This window comes from Photobacterium sp. DNB22_13_2 (genome assembly GCF_052873915.1).
The window spans coordinates 71,888-91,897 of sequence record NZ_JBNNXU010000001.1 but is presented as its reverse complement, the minus strand read 5'-3'; the positions used below and the strand labels follow the sequence as shown (position 1 = coordinate 91,897).

14 protein-coding genes and 1 pseudogene are annotated in these 20,010 nt (G+C 44.4%); 9 read left to right on the top strand and 6 right to left on the bottom strand.

Annotation, left to right across the window (positions count from 1 at the left end):
* Positions 1-449: 449 nt before the first annotated feature.
* Complete coding sequence (locus ACVA58_RS00415) at positions 450-1,988, top strand: alanine/glycine:cation symporter family protein (protein ID WP_446508502.1); 1,539 nt, start codon at positions 450-452, stop codon at positions 1,986-1,988.
* A gap of 313 nt (positions 1,989-2,301) precedes the next feature.
* A complete protein-coding gene (locus ACVA58_RS00410) occupies positions 2,302-2,769 on the top strand; it encodes a 2TM domain-containing protein (RefSeq protein ID WP_446508501.1) in 468 nt (155 codons plus the stop codon).
* Positions 2,770-2,821: 52 nt separating this feature from the next.
* Here the strand turns inward: ACVA58_RS00410 and cspE are convergent, their stop codons facing one another.
* On the bottom strand, positions 2,822-3,034 hold the full coding sequence (cspE, locus tag ACVA58_RS00405; protein WP_446508500.1) for a transcription antiterminator/RNA stability regulator CspE: 213 nt from the start codon (positions 3,032-3,034) through the stop codon (positions 2,822-2,824).
* A 295-nt stretch (positions 3,035-3,329) separates the two neighbouring features.
* The gene (locus ACVA58_RS00400; protein ID WP_446508499.1) at positions 3,330-5,198 is read right to left on the bottom strand and encodes a methyl-accepting chemotaxis protein; all 1,869 of its coding nucleotides are present in this window, start codon (positions 5,196-5,198) and stop codon (positions 3,330-3,332) included.
* A 507-nt stretch (positions 5,199-5,705) separates the two neighbouring features.
* Between ACVA58_RS00400 and ACVA58_RS00395 the strand changes: the two are divergent.
* Together ACVA58_RS00395 and def are read left to right on the top strand one after the other, a co-directional pair.
* Positions 5,706-5,918: pseudogene (locus tag ACVA58_RS00395) on the top strand (GNAT family N-acetyltransferase); the annotation flags it as partial.
* Between the two features lie 438 nt (positions 5,919-6,356).
* Positions 6,357-6,872 (top strand): peptide deformylase, encoded by a 516-nt coding sequence (gene def / locus ACVA58_RS00390; RefSeq protein ID WP_446508498.1) that lies wholly within the window; start codon positions 6,357-6,359, stop codon positions 6,870-6,872.
* Positions 6,873-7,126: 254 nt separating this feature from the next.
* Here the strand turns inward: def and ACVA58_RS00385 are convergent, their stop codons facing one another.
* Positions 7,127-7,768 (bottom strand): START domain-containing protein, encoded by a 642-nt coding sequence (locus ACVA58_RS00385; RefSeq protein WP_446508497.1) that lies wholly within the window; start codon positions 7,766-7,768, stop codon positions 7,127-7,129.
* Positions 7,769-7,910: 142 nt separating this feature from the next.
* Positions 7,911-9,014: a phosphoribosylaminoimidazolesuccinocarboxamide synthase gene (locus ACVA58_RS00380; protein WP_446508496.1), complete on the bottom strand. Its 1,104-nt coding sequence runs from the start codon at positions 9,012-9,014 to the stop codon at positions 7,911-7,913.
* Positions 9,015-9,284: 270 nt separating this feature from the next.
* Here ACVA58_RS00380 and ACVA58_RS00375 point away from each other — a divergent pair, with 270 nt between their 5' ends.
* Complete coding sequence (locus ACVA58_RS00375; RefSeq protein ID WP_446508495.1) at positions 9,285-11,654, top strand: ATP-dependent helicase; 2,370 nt, start codon at positions 9,285-9,287, stop codon at positions 11,652-11,654.
* An 88-nt stretch (positions 11,655-11,742) separates the two neighbouring features.
* Here the strand turns inward: ACVA58_RS00375 and ACVA58_RS00370 are convergent, their stop codons facing one another.
* On the bottom strand, positions 11,743-12,672 hold the full coding sequence (locus ACVA58_RS00370; protein WP_446508494.1) for a carbamate kinase: 930 nt from the start codon (positions 12,670-12,672) through the stop codon (positions 11,743-11,745).
* A 464-nt stretch (positions 12,673-13,136) separates the two neighbouring features.
* Between ACVA58_RS00370 and ACVA58_RS00365 the strand changes: the two genes are divergently transcribed.
* On the top strand, positions 13,137-15,149 hold the full coding sequence (locus tag ACVA58_RS00365) for a diguanylate cyclase (protein WP_446508493.1): 2,013 nt from the start codon (positions 13,137-13,139) through the stop codon (positions 15,147-15,149).
* Positions 15,150-15,309: 160 nt separating this feature from the next.
* Positions 15,310-15,984 carry a GNAT family N-acetyltransferase gene (locus tag ACVA58_RS00360; protein WP_446508492.1) on the top strand — a complete coding sequence of 225 codons (675 nt, stop codon included), beginning with the start codon at positions 15,310-15,312 and terminating at the stop codon, positions 15,982-15,984.
* A gap of 7 nt (positions 15,985-15,991) precedes the next feature.
* Here the strand turns inward: ACVA58_RS00360 and ACVA58_RS00355 are convergent, their stop codons facing one another.
* Positions 15,992-17,233: an NADH:ubiquinone reductase (Na(+)-transporting) subunit B gene (locus ACVA58_RS00355; RefSeq protein WP_446508491.1), complete on the bottom strand. Its 1,242-nt coding sequence runs from the start codon at positions 17,231-17,233 to the stop codon at positions 15,992-15,994.
* 226 nt (positions 17,234-17,459) lie between these two features.
* Here ACVA58_RS00355 and ACVA58_RS00350 point away from each other — a divergent pair, with 226 nt between their 5' ends.
* Together ACVA58_RS00350 and cydB are read left to right on the top strand one after the other, a co-directional pair.
* Positions 17,460-18,863 carry a cytochrome ubiquinol oxidase subunit I gene (locus tag ACVA58_RS00350; protein ID WP_446508490.1) on the top strand — a complete coding sequence of 468 codons (1,404 nt, stop codon included), beginning with the start codon at positions 17,460-17,462 and terminating at the stop codon, positions 18,861-18,863.
* 10 nt (positions 18,864-18,873) lie between these two features.
* A complete protein-coding gene (cydB, locus tag ACVA58_RS00345; protein WP_446508489.1) occupies positions 18,874-19,872 on the top strand; it encodes a cytochrome d ubiquinol oxidase subunit II in 999 nt (332 codons plus the stop codon).
* Positions 19,873-20,010 lie beyond the last annotated feature (138 nt).

Genomic DNA, 20,010 nt, shown 5'->3' with positions numbered 1-20,010 from the left:
AGCAAAGAACAACGGCACTGATGATTCAGTGTCTTTTTTATGCCTCAGAGATTTGAGTTATAGGATTTAGAATCACTTGAACGACAAATCACTGCTTTTTCTTTAACGCAATTGGTTGCTTTGTTGGTTTTGATCAAATTGCTAATTTATCTTATCGATAAATGATTTTTGGACGGTTCAACAGAGAAAAATTGTGAGCAAAGGAGGGTTTTAAGTTTGTTTGCTCGGTTTTTAAACAGTGGGGTAACAATTCTATAGCAACAAGTTTGGATTAATCGACCTAGATCACGTTGCAAGGTGGGGGCTTTAACTGCTACTTGCTTATAACCCTCGATTTATGAGCTGTAGATCACGCTAAATTGAATGATGAAATAAAATATTTAACAATCAGGTTACAATGTGATTATTATACTGACGAAGCATTAACCAATCATACAGGGAGTTTTTTAATGCAGTCGTTAGTCGATTTTCTCAATGGAATAATTTGGAGCCCAGTGCTGATTTATCTGTGTCTGGGTGCAGGTCTGTTTTATTCCATTACTACGCGTTTTGTTCAGCTTCGTCACTTCCGCGAGATGTGGCGTCTTTTGTTATCTGGTAAAAGCTCCGCTCAGGGTATCTCCTCTTTTCAGGCACTAGCCGTTTCACTTTCTGGGCGTGTAGGTACAGGTAACATTGCAGGTGTTGCTGCGGCTATTGGTTTTGGTGGTCCGGGTGCGGTGTTCTGGATGTGGGTTGTTGCTTTCCTTGGTGCTGCAACCGCTTATAGTGAGTCTGCGTTGGCTCAGATTTACAAAGAAGAAGATGAAGATGGTCAGTTCCGTGGTGGACCGGCTTACTACATTGAAAAAGCAATGGGTCAGAAATGGTACGCGTGGCTGTTCGCTATCGCGACAATCTTTGCCTGTGGTGTACTTCTTCCGGGTGTCCAGTCCAACAGTATTGGTAATGCGGTTGAAGCGGCCTTTGGCCCTGGTCAGATGATTGAAACGACCATAGGTACAATTAGCCTTGCGAAAATTGTTACCGGTACGTTTGTTTCTATTATCCTAGCGTTCATTATCTTTGGTGGTGTAAAGCGTATTGCTAACTTCACTCAGATAGTTGTACCTTTCATGGCGCTGGCCTACATTGTGGTTGCCTTTATTATCATCCTACTGAACATCAACATGGTACCGAGTATCTTTATGATGATTGTAGGTGATGCCTTTACGCCAATGGCAGGGGTTGGTGCCGCAATCGGTTGGGGTGTTAAGCGGGGCGTTTACTCGAACGAAGCAGGTCAAGGTACAGGTCCCCATGCAGCAGCGGCAGCAGATGTACAGCACCCAGCTCAGCAAGGTTTGGTACAGTCGTTCTCTATCTATATCGATACCTTGCTAGTGTGTTCGGCAACGGCATTCATGATTTTGATTACTGGTGCATACAACGTACACGGTGGTGCAGAGGACATGTTCCTTGTTCAGAACTTGGCGGCGGACATTGGTGCTAACGGCCCGGTATTTACCCAGATGGCTATTGAGAGCGCAATGCCAGGCATAGGTAAACCATTCATTGCCTTTGCTCTGTTCTTCTTCGCCTTTACGACAATTCTTGCTTACTACTACATTGCTGAAACTAACATCGCGTATATTCGCCGCTCAGTAAAAGTGCCTGGCATGATGTTTGTCCTGAAAGCAGTGCTGATTGTTGCGGTATTCTACGGTACGGTGAAGACAGCCAACCTCGCCTGGGCAATGGGTGATGTGGGCGTGGGTTTGATGGCATGGTTGAACATCGTCGGTATTTTGATTATTTTCTTCCTATCTAAACCCGCTCTAAAAGCGCTAAAAGATTATGAAGAACAGCAAAAAGCGGGCGTGACAGACTTTACGTTTGACCCTGTTAAGCTTGGTATCAAGAACGCTGACTTCTGGGAGAAGAAACTCCACGGAAAGGTGACATCGGAAGAAGTTGAAGACGCAGAGCCTGCGAAGACAACCATCTAATCGAGTAATATTTAAATAAGTAAAAGGCCATTGGATAGTATCCGATGGCTTTTTTGCTTTTGTATACCATGGAGAACTTGTGAACCGTACTGGGTAATGAGTAGAGGTTTTACAGTAGTGTAGAGATTAATGGCAAAATATTACCATGTAATTGGTTCAGGCTTTGTCGTGTCAGTGACATATGCCATTTACCTGACACAGTAGAATGTAAGTTATTAAAAAGTAATCGTGTCATCTGTATGTCGGGCTTGTGTCGTTCTCCTTCTTCGTGAAGGAAAGTACAGTTAACTCAAACAGCAGAAAGGAATCTACGATGATTGTCAGGAAATTAAGGCTACAGCGTGGTTGGTCTCAAGAGCACTTATCACAACTGTCGGGTTTGAGTGTACGGACTATCCAGCGGATAGAAAGAGGCCAAAAGGCCGGGTTGGAGTCTTTAAAATCACTGGCTGCTGTATTCGAAATTTCAGTTACCGATCTTCAGGGAGAGCCAGAGATGAACGAGAAAACACAAATTACATCAGAGGAAAGCAAAGTGATTGAGCAGGTGAGAGAGATCAAAGGCTTTTACTCTCACTTGATCACTTATGTGCTGGTTATTGCCATGCTGTTTGTGATTAATTTCATGACTGATCCGAGTTATATCTGGGCGTGGTGGCCTGCCATGGGATGGGGGATTGGGATTGTGTCACACGGTTTGAGTGCTTTTGAAGTGTTCAACTTTTTTGGCGCAGAGTGGGAAAAGCGTCAAATTGAAAAACGCCTCGGCAGAAAACTCTGATATAAAAAAATGCCGGCTGATAGCCGGCATTTTCTGAATAAGATTCTTTGACTTACAAAGCAACTACATTCGCTGCTTGTAGTCCTTTTTGACCTTGTTCAGTTTCAAAGGAAACTTTTTGGCCTTCAGAAAGAGTTTTAAAACCTTCTGAAGCGATAGCACGGAAATGAACGAATACGTCAGCACCGCCGTTATCTTGAGTAATAAAACCAAAACCTTTCTCTTCGTTGAACCACTTTACGATACCAGTATTTGAATTAGACATATGATGCCCCTTATAAAATTAATTAGTAAATAAACCGCCAGAATGCGATGTGCTAAATGGTTGAATTATTTAATGTTACGATAAATATAAGGGAAGCATTGAGGTACAAACGATAACGTAAGTGTAGCTAAAGGCTTAACTTGTACTTGATGTTGCATTTAATAACTATCTAAACAATAGAGCGAGCGAGATATTAACACCTGTATGTTTTTTGTACAGCTTTATTTTTAAATGAGCTTCATTCTATCATCTAAAAAAGGCAGCCTTACTGGCTGCCTTGCTTGCTTAGGCTCAACTAAACGACAAATTTGCTCATGATTGAGTCTTGCTCACGAACTTTATTTATTTGCTCTTCTAAAGCTTGATCTGCACCCGAAGCGGCATCAGACACCTGAACACTCAACTCCTTTATGTTTAGCGTGTTGGTATTGATTTCTTCAGCCACGAGGCTTTGCTCTTCAGCGGCAGAAGCGATTTGTAAGTTCATGTCGTTGATTTGCTGAATCGCCCCGCTGATCCTGACCAGCGCTTCGTCGGCCTCTTGCGATTTTTCTACGGTGGAGACTGCGGTTGCTTTGCTCATGCCCATCACGTTGGCCGCTGAGCTGGCTCCAGATTGCAGTTGTTCTATCATCTGGCGAATTTCGGTGGTTGATTGTTGTGTTCGTTGCGCCAGAGTCCGCACCTCATCGGCTACCACGGCAAAGCCTCGTCCTGATTCACCGGCGCGAGCGGCTTCAATGGCGGCATTGAGTGCTAGTAGGTTCGTTTGATCCGCAATTTCATTGATCACTTTAAGAATCGACTCAATGTTACCGGTAGAGACTTCCAGCTGTTTAACCACGTCGACTGCTTGGTCTATTTGTGCTGAAAGTTCAGAGATAGCACTGGCGGTTTGGGAGACGGTATGTCCACCGTCTTGCACAGCTTCATCTGCCTGCTGCGCAGCCGTTGCGGCACCTTGCGCATTATTGGCGACCTCTACCGAGGTTGCTGCCATTTCGTGCATTGCCGTCGCTAACTGATCAAGCTCTTTCAACTGATTCGACATCGCTTGCGCCGAATGCTGAGCCCCTTCAGCCGTTTGTTCGGTGCCTAACAAGATATCGCTGCTGAGTGATTTAGATTGCAGGATCAGGTTTTGCAACTTTTCAGTGAAAGCATTGAAGCCTTTGGCTAATACGGCAAATTCTTGATCGGTATTTGTGTCCAAGCGGCGGGTGAGATCACCTTGACCGGAAGCCACATCTTGAATAGCGGTATTGAGGTCGGTAAGTGGACGCATCAGTACCTTGATCAATAGCAATAGAGCTATAACCCCAGCGACCAAGGCGATCAGGGAGTAAATAATCGCATCTGTTCGTAATTGATTGACGGCCGCAAAGGCGACACTCTCATCCAGTACTGCCCCTATATACCATTCTTGGCCAGTGATTTGGGTAAATGATAATGTCACGCCTTTACCGTCTAGCTCAGCGTGCACGGCGTCTGTTGAAATGGGGTGGTTGCCAAGAAAATCGGCCATTGGCTTACCGTTATATTTTGTGTCGGGGTGGGCAATGGTCGTCCCATTTCCGTCTACGATGAAGAGGTAACCAGCATTAAACAAAGACACTTGGTTAACCAGTTCGGCTAAGCTCGACAGACTCATATCGAAAAAGATCGCACCTTGGAACTGTCCATTTGAAATCAATGGGCTAGCGATGGAAACCAATATTTCATTGGTGACAGAGTCGGCATAAGGTGCAGTGATAACAATGTCTCTGGTTTGTTTGCTATCCATATACCAAGGGCGAGCACGTGGCTCCCAAGACTCCCCAGGGTTCCAGTTAGGATCATTGCTGGTAAAGCTACCATCTTTTTCAAATCCCAGCCCAGTGAGCAAAAAAGAGTGTTTGATAGTGGGTTGCTCAATGACGGTGTGGATATTGTCCAGAGACATATCAATGGTTACCAGACTGGCGGTATAAGCTGCCAGTGATGTTTTACTGGATAATTCGGCATTAACCGTATTGCTCATGCCGGAAATGATTTCCTCCATGCTTTGCATAACCAAAGACTGGATTTGGTTTTTAGTATTGAAATATTGGTTGGCAGACAGTAGCGCGAGTGCCACCAACAGGATTGCCGACGATGTTGCGACAACTTTATGGCTGAACTTCATTAGATCCCTCAACAAGCACAGAAACTAGAGTAGTTATAATGTCGGCGTGGTAATGGAATTGTTAATCTTAATTAACTTGTTTTGTGATCTGTGGTTGCATTTATTTGCTTTTTTATTGTGAGATTGAAGAATTATATGCCACAGAATGATAAGGTTTCTGTGTCATAAAGGTTGGCAATAAAATCAAGAATGACAGGATAGCAAACATGCCTTTATTGCTTCAAAAATGACAAAGAAATTAGACGCAGATATATTATCAAAATGATGATTTGGATATGAATAATCCTTCTTCACTAATCTGCAGGTTATGTCTCTTTTGGGTGTTAAGTAATTATTTAATATGTTTATGAGTGTGGCGATGCGTGAGTAAATTGGTTGATATGATGAATTGTAAAGATGAAATTGTCTTTGTGTGAGGCTGTTATGTGCTTTGGTGGAAATGTATATGGAAATCACAATTAGGCGTATCGAAACAGAAAGCATTGAGGGAAAGGGCATATTTGAGTCTTTATGGTTTTGGATTGTTTTCGAGGGAAAGGTGTCGGAAAGGCGCAACTGAATGGTATTGAACAGTATTGCCGTGATAATGGTTACCTCAAAATCACACTAGAGGTGGGTGATGACAATGTTGCAGCTAAAAATCTCTATAGTTCATGCGATTACGAAGACTACAGAGTCGTTTTTAAAGGTCAGCAACATTGGCAAAAGTACCTCAATTAGCGCGCACATAAAAACTGTTCAAGAGTGATTCTATACCCAAGTTACCTCAAGGTGCAGGATTCAGAGGGTTGTCAGCGCATTCAATACAAGGCGAAGGTTTGCAGGAATGGCAGTCCCTTTCAAAAAGCTTCAACGATGGAGTGAATGGGCTGACACCCTCCCGAAGGGCGAGTTTTCTAAGCTCATATACAGCGTTATTGTTTCTTGATTTAGAGCCACTAGATCTTCAAAACAATGCCTTGTCTATAAGCTTATAAATTCTCGCTGAACCTACCTCTTGAAGTAGCTTGGGTATAACAGTCGGCATTTTTGGTTTGGATTAAGTTTAGTGATTACAGTGGCTTTGTTGACATGACACTTCGCTGTGTTATTTTCGCTATTAATCATTGCTTACGGCTAATACATATATATATAAACATCCAATAATTTAAGGTGAATATGGCAGTTTTAGAAATTCTAACAGCAGCCGATCCAAGGCTTAAGGTCAAAGCGGGGAAAGTGCAAGACCTGGAGTCGATACAAACGTTAATCGACGATATGTTGGAAACGTTGTATGCGACTGACAATGGTATAGGTTTAGCTTCAACTCAGGTTGGTCGTAAAGAAGCGGTTGTTATTATCGACCTTTCAGAGAATCGAGATGAACCATTAATTTTGGTTAACCCTGAAGTAATCAGTGGTAGTGATAAAGCATTTGGACAAGAAGGCTGTCTGTCTGTACCTGATTACTATGCGGATGTAGAGCGTTTTACGTCGGTCGTAGTATCTGCATTAGATCGCGAAGGTAAGCCAATCACCATTGAAAGTAATGAATTTTTAGCTATTGTCATGCAGCACGAAATTGATCACTTATCTGGTAACTTGTTCATTGACTATCTTTCGCCTCTTAAGCGTCAAATGGCAATGAAAAAGGTCAAGAAATACGTCAAAGCACACTCTTCCTCTCGCTCATAATCAATATGAGCTTTCTCGAAGCCAATAGGTAAACAGCAGATCCCGTTGGCTATATCTAGAGTTTAAGCTTGTTCTATGAACAATGTAATTGATGAGTTATTTAACACGTTTACAATACTGATGTTGGAGTCGTCAGTATGCCTGACGGTGAGTGTGTTAGTTACATGTTTAGTATGCTGACGATGTAATTTTGGAAAATCCCTTACGTATGGATAAATGAATCTAAATCAGAAATGTCTAAAAATGCGCTGAAACTATTCTTCTATCTGTGGATGAGAGTATTGTTGGTACTTGGGTAGTTGGTCTCGTAAGTTGCCAAATGTTGTTCGGGCGCTTTGTTTAGAAAGCTTGTTTATTAACCAATCAGGTAGTAAACCGCCTGGGTCAGCAAATGCCTTGTACTCAATCAAAGTTGTGCCATGGGGGAGCTTTCTTAGTGTCCAACTGGCATCAACGGAGCGGATGCGAATATCGTCACTTTGTTCAACAAGAGTGTAGTCAGAAGCGTCTTTAATGTTTATCGTGAACCCTAGTTCATTAAGCCAATACTTAGAGTAAGTGATCATATTACGATCTCTTGCAGGCCATGGGGCGGTGAATTGGGTATATACGATATTTTCAGTGGCAGATATCTGATTTATAACTCGGCTGTGGCTAGCTTTATCAATCCAGTTAGGCACATTCTCACTATCTTCCAATAGAGATAAAAAAGCACTGTAACTGGTTGGAGTGAACATCTGAGCACGAATTTCAATCAAGCCATCTGTGTGCTTATGTGTGTAGATAGTAATCCCATTATTATCGCTATCAAATTGCCAGTAGCTGTTTACCTCTGCGCCGACTATACCTGACATCAATACTGTCGCTATGAGTATACTAACCCGTAAAGCGGCCATGGTTCACCTATCCAAAAACTGAGATTAATTTCAAGCATATACAATTTCAAAAGGAAAATCAGTTTGTCGTGAGCCAATATAGCAGATATTAAAAAGCAGCCTTTGAGGGGCTGCCTTTATTATCAAGATAATGAACGGATGATTAGTCAATCAAATCGTACTGTTCACGAAGCACTGAGACGATTTCAGCTTTCGGGTTTTCAGACAGTATAATTTTCTCGCCAGTGATCTTCTCGGCAATCTCTGTATAGACTTTCGATAGGTTCATTAGGGCTTCAACTGGTAGCTCATTGTCGCGGGCTAGGGCGAAACGCTCGTCCATACGATCTTTGTTCAGCATGATGTCCGGATCTGGGAAGTGGTTGAGCAACATCTGGCGGAAGCCTTCTTTCGAGTTCTCAACGATTTCACCGTTGCGGTATGCCTCACCATCCCAAATTCGTGAAGAGTCCGGCGTACCGACTTCATCCATGTAAATCAGCTTTTCAGTGCCTTCGGCATCTGTCACGTAACCAAATTCGAACTTGGTATCGACGAAGATTTGATCCAGAGATGCCAGCTCTTTGCTGATCACATCAAAACCTTCCTTCAGTAGTTGCTCATAACAGCTGATATCGTCTGTACTGCGGAAGTTGAATGCCTCAAAATTGTTCACAAGATCAGAACGTGTGACGTTAACATCGTCGACTTCAGGCACGCCTGGAATACCGGTAAGAATCCCCTTGGTCGACGGCGTCATCAATAGCGCAGGTAGCTTCTGGTCTTTCTCTAACCCTTCTGGCAGCTCGATACCGCAGAAGTTGCGTTCGCCCTGGCTGTAGGCTCGCCACATAGAACCGGTAATGTACTGGCGACAGATTGCCTCAACCATAACAGGCTTGGCTTTTTGTACAATCCACACAAACGGGTGCGGAATATCAAGGATGTGGCTGTCGGCTAAGCCATTTTCGCGGAACAGTTTAAACCAATGGTTAGAAATGGCGTTGAGAGCTGCGCCTTTACCCGGTACGCCTTTTAAACCCCCTTCGGCATGCCAGATGCAGTCAAAAGCGGAAATGCGATCGCTGATCACCATGATAGCCAGTGGTGCATCAGGCTGAACGTTGTAGCCTTTCTCTTTGATCAAGCGACGGCTATCTTCTTCGGTTAACCAGTAGACGGAACGAACTTTACCGCTATGCACGGGTTTATCGGTTCGGATTGGCAGGTCATCATTTACAGCGAGAACTTGATCAGCAAGGCTCATGGCGAATTCCTATTTCAAAAGTTAAACGAAGGTAAACCGTAGTTACATGACAAGAATACTTGTTCATGCCAAGGTCGTAAGACCTATAATGGGGGCGATAATAACAGAACTCGCATGGCCTTTCAGCTAGAAAAGCAAACGTTTGCGCAAATTTATTTTCCATTCTAAGAGTGATTTTTTGTGAAGCGATTTCAAGTGGTCATATTTTATTCAGGGGACGGGGCATAAGTATGGCAAAATCAGTCTCCATTTTTCGATGCAAGGCCCATCATGACCCGTTATACCAGTGAACAATTGGCATTTATTCACCACCAGAGCGGAAATGCCCTTTGTATTGCCGGGGCCGGGACGGGTAAGACCACCACCTTGGTAGGGTTGATCGAGCAAAAAATGGCGGTAATACCGGCGCAAGAAATGCTGGTACTGATGTTCAACCGCGATATTCGCACTGATTTTCAGGCAAAACTGCGCGATACCGGCATCCAAGTTCAGGTTCCGGTGCATACTTTTCACAGTTTCTGCCTCAAGTTTCTTAATCAAACCGGGTTTATCCGCAATACGGGGTATAGGGTTAACTTTCAAAGCGGAGAAAGCGATAAGGCGCTGGTGAAGAGTATCTTGAGAGAGCTTTCTGGATTGGAAAAGACCTACCAGCGCCAGCAGATGATCAAAGACCCGAAAACCATTGAGCTATTGCTGAGTTTTATTGGTTTGGTAAAAGCCTACATGTTATCGCCGCATGAAGTTTTCAAGATTGCTGAAATTAATCGTGACTATCTGTTTATTATTGATGCCTATGAGCAGTTCGAGACGCTGAGAAAAAAGCAGCGCTTGTTGTTTTTTGATGATTGGCTGGTGGAAACGGTCAAGCTACTCGAAAATGATGATGTGATTCGTGAGCACTTTCATCAGCATTGCAAACTGGTCGTGGTCGATGAGTTCCAGGATATTAATACTGCTCAGTACCGCTTGCTGAAACAGTTGCTGGGGCCACACACTCAGTTGCTGGCGGTGGGCGATGTTGACCAATGCATCTATAAATGGCGGGGCAGTGCACCGCAGTTTATGCTCAATTTTGAACAGGACTTTGCCCCAGCAAAGACTTACACCCTGTCACAAACATTTCGCTTTGGTCATAGTCTCGCATTGGCAGCAAGCCATTTGATTGCCAATAATAAAGAGCGATTCAGTGAATTTTTGACGGTTTCGGGGGAAGGGGTTTCAGACACTCAAGTTATAGAGTGCGGTTCTTCACGCCAGGTTGGTGAAATTGCCAATGCAATAGGCAAGTATCTAGCTGATGGTGGACAACCTTCAGATGTGGCTATTTTGGTACGCCGTTGGTCGCAAACTTTGTTGTTCGAGCTGGCTTTTCTGAGCAAGCAATTGCCTTATCACATGCCTGTACCGTCAGTGCTTGCCCATAGCCGGGAAGTGAAACTGCTGATGGAGTTAGCCACTTTAGTCACTCCACGTTTCGCTGATCTCCCTGTGGCGCAAAAATCGGGTTTGTTGTTTAGTCTGATGTGTTTCCCCCACTGTTACGTACCCAACAAATCATTGAAGCCGCTTTGCGAGCAACTAGCTGGTATGGAGCCTTCACAGTGGTTAACGTTTATTGGTCGCTATGAAAAGGCCAATGCGACACTCAAGCTGGATAATCTGATCGAGCGTGTAGAATTGCTGCAGCGATTTATGCGCAAGGGGAGTTTTAAAGCGGTCGAGGTCTACAAGCAATACCGTAATGAAAGTGGCCTCGATAGCTGGATTTGGAAAACCGAAGCGACTGCATCAGAAATCGAAGAAGCGGTTGAGCGACTAGACAGTGTGGCAACTGTACTGGAAGCGATGGATCAGAGCTGTGAAAAAGCGTTGCAATACTTCGAGTATTACACCCAGCAATCCGGTCAGAAAAACGACAATACAAAGACAAGATCTTCAGAGAGTGAAGGACAAGACTCTATTCAGCTGACAACGATTTTTCGTGCCAAGGGCTGCGAATACCATCATGTCCACTTGCCTTTCTGGGACAAAGAGGCTTTCCCGTATGTCAATCGTTCGTCCGGTACCGTGGGTGCAGATTTGGAAGAAGAGCGCCGATTGGCGTATGTGGCTTTAACCCGAGCCAAAGAGAAAGCCATAGTGTATTACACCGCGCCAGATAAACCTTCGGCTAAAGCAACCAATGCCAGCCGTTTTGTATTGGAAGGAAAGATTAATATAGCGCAGGATTTGGGAGCCAAGCTATACCAGCAAGGTGAGTTACCGTATTACTCAAGCCCTGTTGCCGAAGAATACTGTCGTCGTATGGGACGGACGCAAGATGTTGCTGAGCCTCCAGTAAAGAAGATAAAGAAAAAGCCTGTTGCGAAAGCGGTGAGTATCAGCGGTAGTATGCAAAGTGATGTGGGGTCAAGCGCCAGTAGTGACTACAGCTACAAATGGGCTATGCAGCAACCTTTGCCGGATAACGCAGAAAAAGTGATCAGGGCAATGGTGAAAACCAAAAATGCCAAATACCTAGATGGTGAGATAAACCGTATTGTTAGGGAATTACAATCGGTCTCTGAGACGAAGAAGAAAGTGCTGGTGAACCGCCTGATTGTTGCCGCCAATGCGAGGAGTTTAGTTCGCCGCTAAGGTACTGGTTCGCAGGTAACATTATTGATACCTATAAAAAACTAAGCCTCATCAGAGGCTTAGTTTAGGCTACTTTATGTTATTTGGTTTAGTAGTACTCGACGCCTTCGCCAGCTTTAACCAAGGTACCTGCTTCGTTGGTTAAGATCTTATCAAGCTCGAACAGAGAGCCGATAGCGGCATTACCACGACCACTGTTGACGAACTGACATACGGCATCCACTTTTGGTCCCATAGAGCCGGCTGGGAAGTTGAAGTGAGACAGTCCTTCAGGTGTCGCAACTTTCATCTCGGCTTGATCTTCTTTACCGTAATTACGGTAAATAGACCCGTCAGTCAGGATCACAAACAAATCGGCATTGATGGTTTCAGCAAGAAGTTCGGCAGTTAGGTCTTTGTCGATAACACACTCTACACCTTCCAGACGTCCTTGTTCACGACACACAGGCACACCACCACCACCGCATGCAATCACGACATTACCGCTTGTCAGCATGGTTTCAATCTGTTGTTGTTCGATGATAGCTTTCGGCATTGGAGATGGAACAACACGACGGAAGTAATCGCCATCTGCTTTGAATTCCTTGTCACTGACTGCCATGATCTCTTTGGCGCGCCCTTCGGTATAAACCGGGCCGACAAACTTAGTCGGGTTGGCAAAAGCAGGGTCATCTTTGCTAACTTCAGTCTGGGTGACCAAAGTAGCAACAGATAAATTAGCATCGATATTACGCAACTCTTGTTGCAGCATATAACCTACCATACCGCAGGTTTGAGAGCCCAGTACATCCATTGGGTAGGGAGTCGTTTCAGGAGAGTATTCCTGATAAGCGCTGTTTTGCTCCATGAGCAAGCCAACCTGAGGACCGTTGCCGTGAACAATGACTACTTCGTGATCAGTAGCAATAGCAGCAATGCTGGCTGCTGCTTTCTGGATATTTTCTCTTTGGTTCTCTGCTGTTAGGGCTTGGCCACGTGCCAATAGGGCATTACCGCCGAGTGCTAGAACTATGCGCATGATCGTATCTCCATTAAAGAGTTTGTATTTATATGTATTTATTTGTATTTAATAATTATTTATTTCCAAGCTGATAAATTTGCTTGGTTAGCTGTAGATTAAGGAAATTATCAATGGTGAAATGTGATAACTCTCTAATATTAAATTTCTATTAATTTTACGTAACCGTACATCTAGAATGTAATAGTGAGTAAATATCCGAGGCTATTTAGATCTTTGTTTTATTATCACATTTAATTCAGATAGCTTATCAGTAAAAGCGAATAGTTATTTTTGATGGGAAAAAGTGAAAAATGTTAACAAGATCACATTGTAATGTGAGGTATGCTCATGAGTGAGTGTGTGGGAAACGTAAGATTCCAGTGGTGCATAAGAGGGTTTACATTTTAATCTCATTAGTGGCATAGCTTTGCTGTATTTCTATCTGAAATTTTGTTAAAAACACTGTTCGATGTGACGTGATTATGAAGATGTTGAATTTTTATACCTGTAGTTCTATGCCTATTTCTTTTCCACTTAAAGCGCTCGTTATTGGGCTACTATTCGTTATCTCTGGCGCTGTTTTATCTCCAGTGGTGCATGCAGCAGGTCTTATTGCTTCAAAACAGTGTTATTTATTCAGCAAGGTAGACAGTAAAGATAATGCATTTATTAAGTACCATAGCCTCTCTTTAGATAATCCTTATCTTGCTGATAAGCAAACGGTGTACTTACAAAAGCGAATTGAAGAAGGTGTGACAGATAATGAGGAAGCCTTGTATTGGTTGGGACGACATAACATCGAACAGGCTGAAGACCGAGCAGAAGTTGATATTACCTCCTTTATTCACCATTTGGAGATTGTTGCAGAGCGCTCCGGAGAGGCATGGATAAAGGCTGAAATCATGTTTCTTGATGCTCTTATGCTTATGGATAAGCGTGAGTACGCTCTAGCTCAAGTGAAACTTGAGTCCGTTAAACATACTGCTGAGGAACTAGAGTATCAATTGTTGCGTGCTAGAAGTTTAAAGTGGTTAGCGAATATTGATGTTGATATTTCTAATTATAATGAGGCTCTAGATAAATATCAGGAAGCCTACGAGATTTTTTCTGTGCACTCTGATAATCAGCAATTGGCAAGGTTGCTTTCCAATATTTCATCGGTTTATATCAATATGGAAGAATGGAATACAGCCTCACAGTATATCCAGCGCGCTTTCGAATTGTATGAAAAAAGTGATCTGAATAACGCTTATATTGAATCTATCCTTCATATTAACGCTGGCGTGATTGATAAGTATTTAGTGAATGAAAGGCAACGAAAGTTTCATGTCGACAAGGCGGTAAAACTTTCTGACAAAACACGCTCAGTGAGGATCAAGACCATTGCTTTGGTTAACCTTTCTTCTTACTACTTGGATCATGGTGATGAGCCAGCAGCGTTGGCGACAGCCGGGCAATGCTTGACCATGGCGAGACGTTTTGGTGGCACAAATGGCATCACAGAAGCGAACTGTCATGAAAGTCTTTCTGAAGCATTTCTATCTTCGCAGCGTATAGATCAAGCTTTGTATTATGCTCAATTGGCGTTGTCTGTTTATGAAGATAACCGTATCCAACATCGTATGATTTATATGTATGAATTATTGGCAAAAATCTATGAAAGTAGCGGGAACTTCCAGCAGGCTTTGTTGTATTACAAGAAGTATTCGGGGTTGGGTAAAAACTACTTATTTGATATTCGAAGAAAAGAGCTTTTTGATATGCAAGAGCGCTATGACACGCATGTCAAAGAAAAGGAAATCCAGTTACTCAAGGCTGAAAATGCTCTGAATCGTTCGCGCCTGGCAGAAAAAAAAGCCAGTGAGAATATGCTGAAGCTCGGCACTGCACTGGTGATTATTTTGCTTTACTGGTTCTATCGTCGCTATAGCATGCTGAACAAAGACAAACAGGTTCTTGAACAGTCCAATGCCCACCTGATGACCCAATCAAACAGAGATCCTTTGACCACATTGCACAATCGACGTTATTTGGAGCATTGGCTCAAGGAAATACCGACTGCTGAGTATCGTAATGGTGGTTTAGTTGTTGTTATCGATATTGATTATTTCAAGCGGTTTAATGACGAATTTGGCCATAGTGTCGGTGATGAGGTGCTGGTGGAAATGGCCAAGCGTTTAAAATCAGTAGTGCGGCAGCAAGATGTTGTTGTTCGTTGGGGCGGTGAAGAGTTTATCATGGTTTTGGCATGCAGAGAAAGTGAGAGCGAGCGGGTTCTCAAGCGTATCCAGCAACAAATTACGGATGCTGACTTTGTGTTAAGTTGCGGTACGCATTGTGTCACAGTTTCTATGGGCGGGATTTTTACAGCTAGCGCCGAACAACTTAGCCGGGAGTGGGTATCTTTATTGATCGCTGCTGATAGGGCCTTGTACCAAGTGAAAGCATCAGGGCGAAACGGTTATCAGTTTTCTACAAGTTCAGACGCAACCTGATTGTTGTGCAGCATGTCTATATGAAGTGAGTATATTGTCGAAATTATTCTCACTCTACGCCTACAGAATAAAACCCAGCTCACAGAAGCTTGAAGCCACTTCCTTGGTTTCATTGCACTTTGGTACACTCCGGTTTTGCAAAATGTAAGGGAGTTACTATATGGAATTTTCACGCAACGTATCTTCACCAATCCATTCTGACTCCTTGAACTTAGCGCTGCTTACTACGGCTGAATTAGCATTGTTAGGTATTACACCGCCGTTGCCTAAGCAAGATTGGCAGTTAATCATTAAGCCGTTGTCTCAGCTGACAGAAGAGGTCGAAAGCCTCGATGATGATTATCATCAGGTGCAGGCTGTGATTGACGATAATCAGATGGCTGTTTCTCATAGCCGCCAATTGGATGAAGCAAGCGATGTTGCCCTAGAAGTCTATGCGGACGGTGAGATAGCTGCCGTGGCAACATTTAGTCGGTGTCTGGAAGACTATCGAAATCCTCGTAAGTCGACAGAGCTGTTCTATGAAATGACCTTGCATACTATTTATGTGAAAAAGGCGTTTCGGGAGCAAGGGCTTGCTTCTTGTTTGTGTAAGATGATCATCAATATTGCCCGAACCGATTGTGATGGTTTATTTCGCAAATTGGCACAGCGTTCGATTCAGTTGAAGCTGTGGTTTTCAGCATTGGCAATCACCCAAGGTGGTGAAGCGATTTGCGATTTACTCAGTGAGGCGTTTGTAGAAATGGCCGATGATGTCATCGACGACTTGATCGAAGAGGGGGTTCCTGTACGCTATCAGGAACCCATGATCTTTGTCGATTGTCTGGTTTAATTAATGACTAACTGTGCCGACTCAGTCTTCGTTTAGCATTGGATCGGGAAACCAAATTATCAAACAGTGGGGCAAACAGATTAGCAAACAAAATAGCTAACATGATGCCTTCTGGGTAGGCGGGGTTTACAACCCGGATAAACACCGTCATGACACCAATGAGGATCCCGTATGCCCATTTACCATTATTAGTAAATGCTGCCGAAACGGGGTCGGTGGCCATGAAAAACATCCCGAATGCGAAGCCACCCAATACTAGGTGCCACCAGAACGGCATGGCAAACATTGGATTAGTGTCGGAGCCGATCAGGTTGAGTAGCGTTGCGCTGACTATCATCCCCAGCATAACCCCAGTGACGATACGCCAAGAAGCAATCCCCATCAGCATGATCATCAAGCCGCCAAGTAATAGGAACAGAGTCGAAACCTCACCGATGGAGCCTGGAATATTGCCGACAAACGCATCCATCCAAGTGATCGCTTCCCCTGTTGCATTGTGCACCATGGCGGTTGAACCACTCTCGGCCCATTGGCTTAATGCGGTTGCTCCTGTGTAACCATCTGCTGCGGTCCAGACCATTCCCCCAGAGATCTCAGCCGGGTATGCAAAATACAAGAAAGCTCGCCCGGCAAGTGCAGGGTTGAGGAAGTTTCGACCAGTGCCGCCGAACACTTCTTTGGCAACGACTATACCGAAGGTGATCCCCAACGCAGCCTGCCACAAGGGTAACGTTGGCGGTAATATCAGTGCAAATAGGATGGAAGAGACAAAGAACCCTTCATTGATTTCATGTTTTCGTATGATGGCAAACAAGACTTCCCAGAAGCCACCAACGATGAACACAGTGATATAAAGTGGCAAAAAGTAGAATGCCCCGAGAAGCATCTTACTAGCCCAACCGGCAGACTCGGCAAGACTTCCGCCAAGGGCAATTGTTGCTGAATATTGCCAGTTCTCACTGACCAGTTGCTGAATATCTTCTGGGGAATATAAGGTATTTAGGGCAATAACCGTTTGGTGTCCCACATTGTAAAGCCCCCAAAACATGGCAGGAAAAACAGCCAACCAGACCATAATCATGATCCGTTTCAGGTCGATACCGTCTCTGACATGGGTTAGGCGGTGGGTCACTTGCCCCGGTGTGTAAAGCAAGGTAGCGAATGCTTCATAGAGCGGGAACCACTTTTGGTATTTGCCTCCTGGCTCAAAGGCGTGCTCAAATTTCTCTAATGTCGATTTCAGACTCATTGTTTAGCCCTCACGAATGTCTGGCAAGGTGTATGCCAGCATAACTACTGCTACGGGCTGAGTGGGAAATTCGATTAGCAATGATCTAACTATAACGTACCTTTCGAGCTGAGCAAGATGAACCATACTGTTAAGCAACGCGTAAAACAAAAGGCAATCCTTTCATTATTTCCATAGCCATGCCTATTCGGTAAAAGGCTTTCAGGATAGGTACTAAGGAGAAACCATGAATGAACTCGCGGTCGATCTCGCTAGATTCCAGTTTGCGTTCACCGTCTCGTTCCATATTATTTTTCCCGCTTTCACTATCGGGCTCGCCAGTTATCTCGCTGTGCTTGAAGGGCTGTATCTCAAGACGGGTAAGCACAAATATATCGAGCTTTATCAATACTGGATAAAAATCTTCGCCATCAGCTTTGGTATGGGCGTAGTCAGCGGTATCGTCATGAGCTATCAATTTGGCACCAACTGGAGCGTTTTTTCCGACAAAACCGGCCCAGTACTTGGACCTCTGATGGGCTATGAAGTGTTCACCGCTTTTTTCCTTGAAGCGGGGTTCTTGGGTGTCATGCTGTTCGGGATGAACCGAGTCGGCAAGAAATTGCATTTCATGGCGACGGTGATTGTTGCTATCGGGACCTTAATGTCCGCATTTTGGATCCTGTCGGTTAACAGCTGGATGCAGACGCCAGCTGGCTATTCGATGAATGAACTCGGTCAGTTTATTCCTGAAGACTGGTGGGCCGTCGTGTTTAACCCTTCCTTTCCTTACCGCCTCGTGCACATGGTTCTAGCGGCATTCCTAACAACCGCTTTTGTGGTCGGTGGGGTAGGTGCATACCATTTACTGCGTTCGCAAAATAATCATTTAGCCAGAACCATGTTTTCAATGGCGCTATGGATGGCGGCAATCGTCACGCCGATCCAGATTGTGGTGGGTGATTTGCACGGTTTGAATACGTTAGAACATCAGCCGGCAAAAGTGGCGGCAATGGAAGGGCATTTTGAAACCCAGCAAGGCGCGCCATTGATTTTGTTTGGATTACCTAACGAAGAAACGAAAGAAGTAGATTACAAGATTGCTATCCCACATTTAGGCAGCCTGATTTTAACTCATGAGTGGAATGGTGAAGTGAAAGGGTTGGATGCCTTCCCTGACGATGAACATCCGCCGGTCTCTATTGTGTTCTGGAGCTTTAGGATCATGGTCGGTTTGGGTTTCATGATGTTGGCAATAGGGCTTTATAGCTTGTGGCTACGCAAGAAAGGAGAGCTTTACCACCATAGCTTGTTCCATCGTTGCTGTGTCGCGATGGCACCGACGGGTTTTATCGCTCTGTTGTGTGGCTGGATAACCACTGAAGTTGGCCGGCAGCCCTTTACGGTCTATGGCTTACTCAGAACGGCTGATTCTATTTCCCCCGTGGATGCGGCAGCGGTAAGTGTCTCAGTCGCCGCATTTGTCGTCGTGTATTTCTCGGTCTTTGGTGCAGGTATCTTTTATCTGCTTCGCTTAATGCGTAAACCACCGACGAAATATGTGATGCCTCCTACATCTCATCTTCCTGATGTAGGTAGCGGGGGTAAAGAAAAACAATCTTTGGCTGCTTCTAACAAACTGACAATGTGAGGAATCGATTATGGATTATGCATTGATTTGGTACATCCTCATTGCGTTTGCCGTATTCGCTTATGTCATTCTGGACGGTTTCGATTTGGGTATCGGCATTCTGTTTATCTCAGCGGAGTCTACCAAAGAGCGGGATTTGATGATGAACAGCATCGCCCCGGTTTGGGATGGTAACGAAACTTGGCTTGTCCTTGGCGGGGGAGGGTTGTTTGCTGTTTTCCCTTTGGCCTATGCGGTGGCTATGCCTGCTTTGTATGCGCCGCTCATCATGATGTTGCTTGGTTTGATTTTCAGAGGCGTCGCATTTGAATACCGATTTAGAACCAAGCGCGCTCAGTTTTTGTGGGACAGTTCATTTTTCCTCGGTTCGTTAATTGCGACGTTTACCCAGGGAATGATCCTCGGAACCTTACTTCAGGGTGTCGAAGTGACGGGGCGAGCATACAGCGGCGGTTGGTTTGATTGGTTTACGCCGTTTAGCGTGTATTGCGGGTTTGTCACTGTTGCGGCATATACGTTGTTGGGCGCTTGCTGGTTATTGATTAAAATGCCACACGGCATGCACCAGCGTTTTTACGTGATTGCTAAGCGGTGTGCGTTGATTATGGTGGTGATGGTAGGGATCCTCAGTTTATGGCTTCCGCTGGGTAATGAGGTCATTGCTGACCGGTGGTTTAGTTTCCCTCAAGCACTGTTATTTTTATTGATACCAGGCTGTTCAGCTTTTCTGGTTTATTTATTATTTAAAGACTTAATGGAGCATAAGCCCGTGCAGGCTTACTTGGTGGTGCTTGGCTTGTTCTTTCTGGCATTCCTAGGATTTGGAGTCAGCACTTATCCGTACATTGTTCCTCATGCAATAACATATGCGGATGCAGCGGCGCCAGATACCAGTTTGAAATTCTTGCTCAGCGGTGCGGTTTTCTTGTTGCCATTGATCATTGCTTACACGGCTTATTCATACTGGGTATTCAGAGGCAAACTGAAAGAAGATGAGGGGTACCACTAATGATCAACCCGTGCTTTAAAAGATGGTTGTGGTTTACGGTGCTTTATCTTGGCGGCATCTTGGCCGTTAGCTTGCTTGCAATTGTGATCAAATGGGCATTAGGTTAGCGTTATCACTCGAAAGCCGCCAAATTTGGCG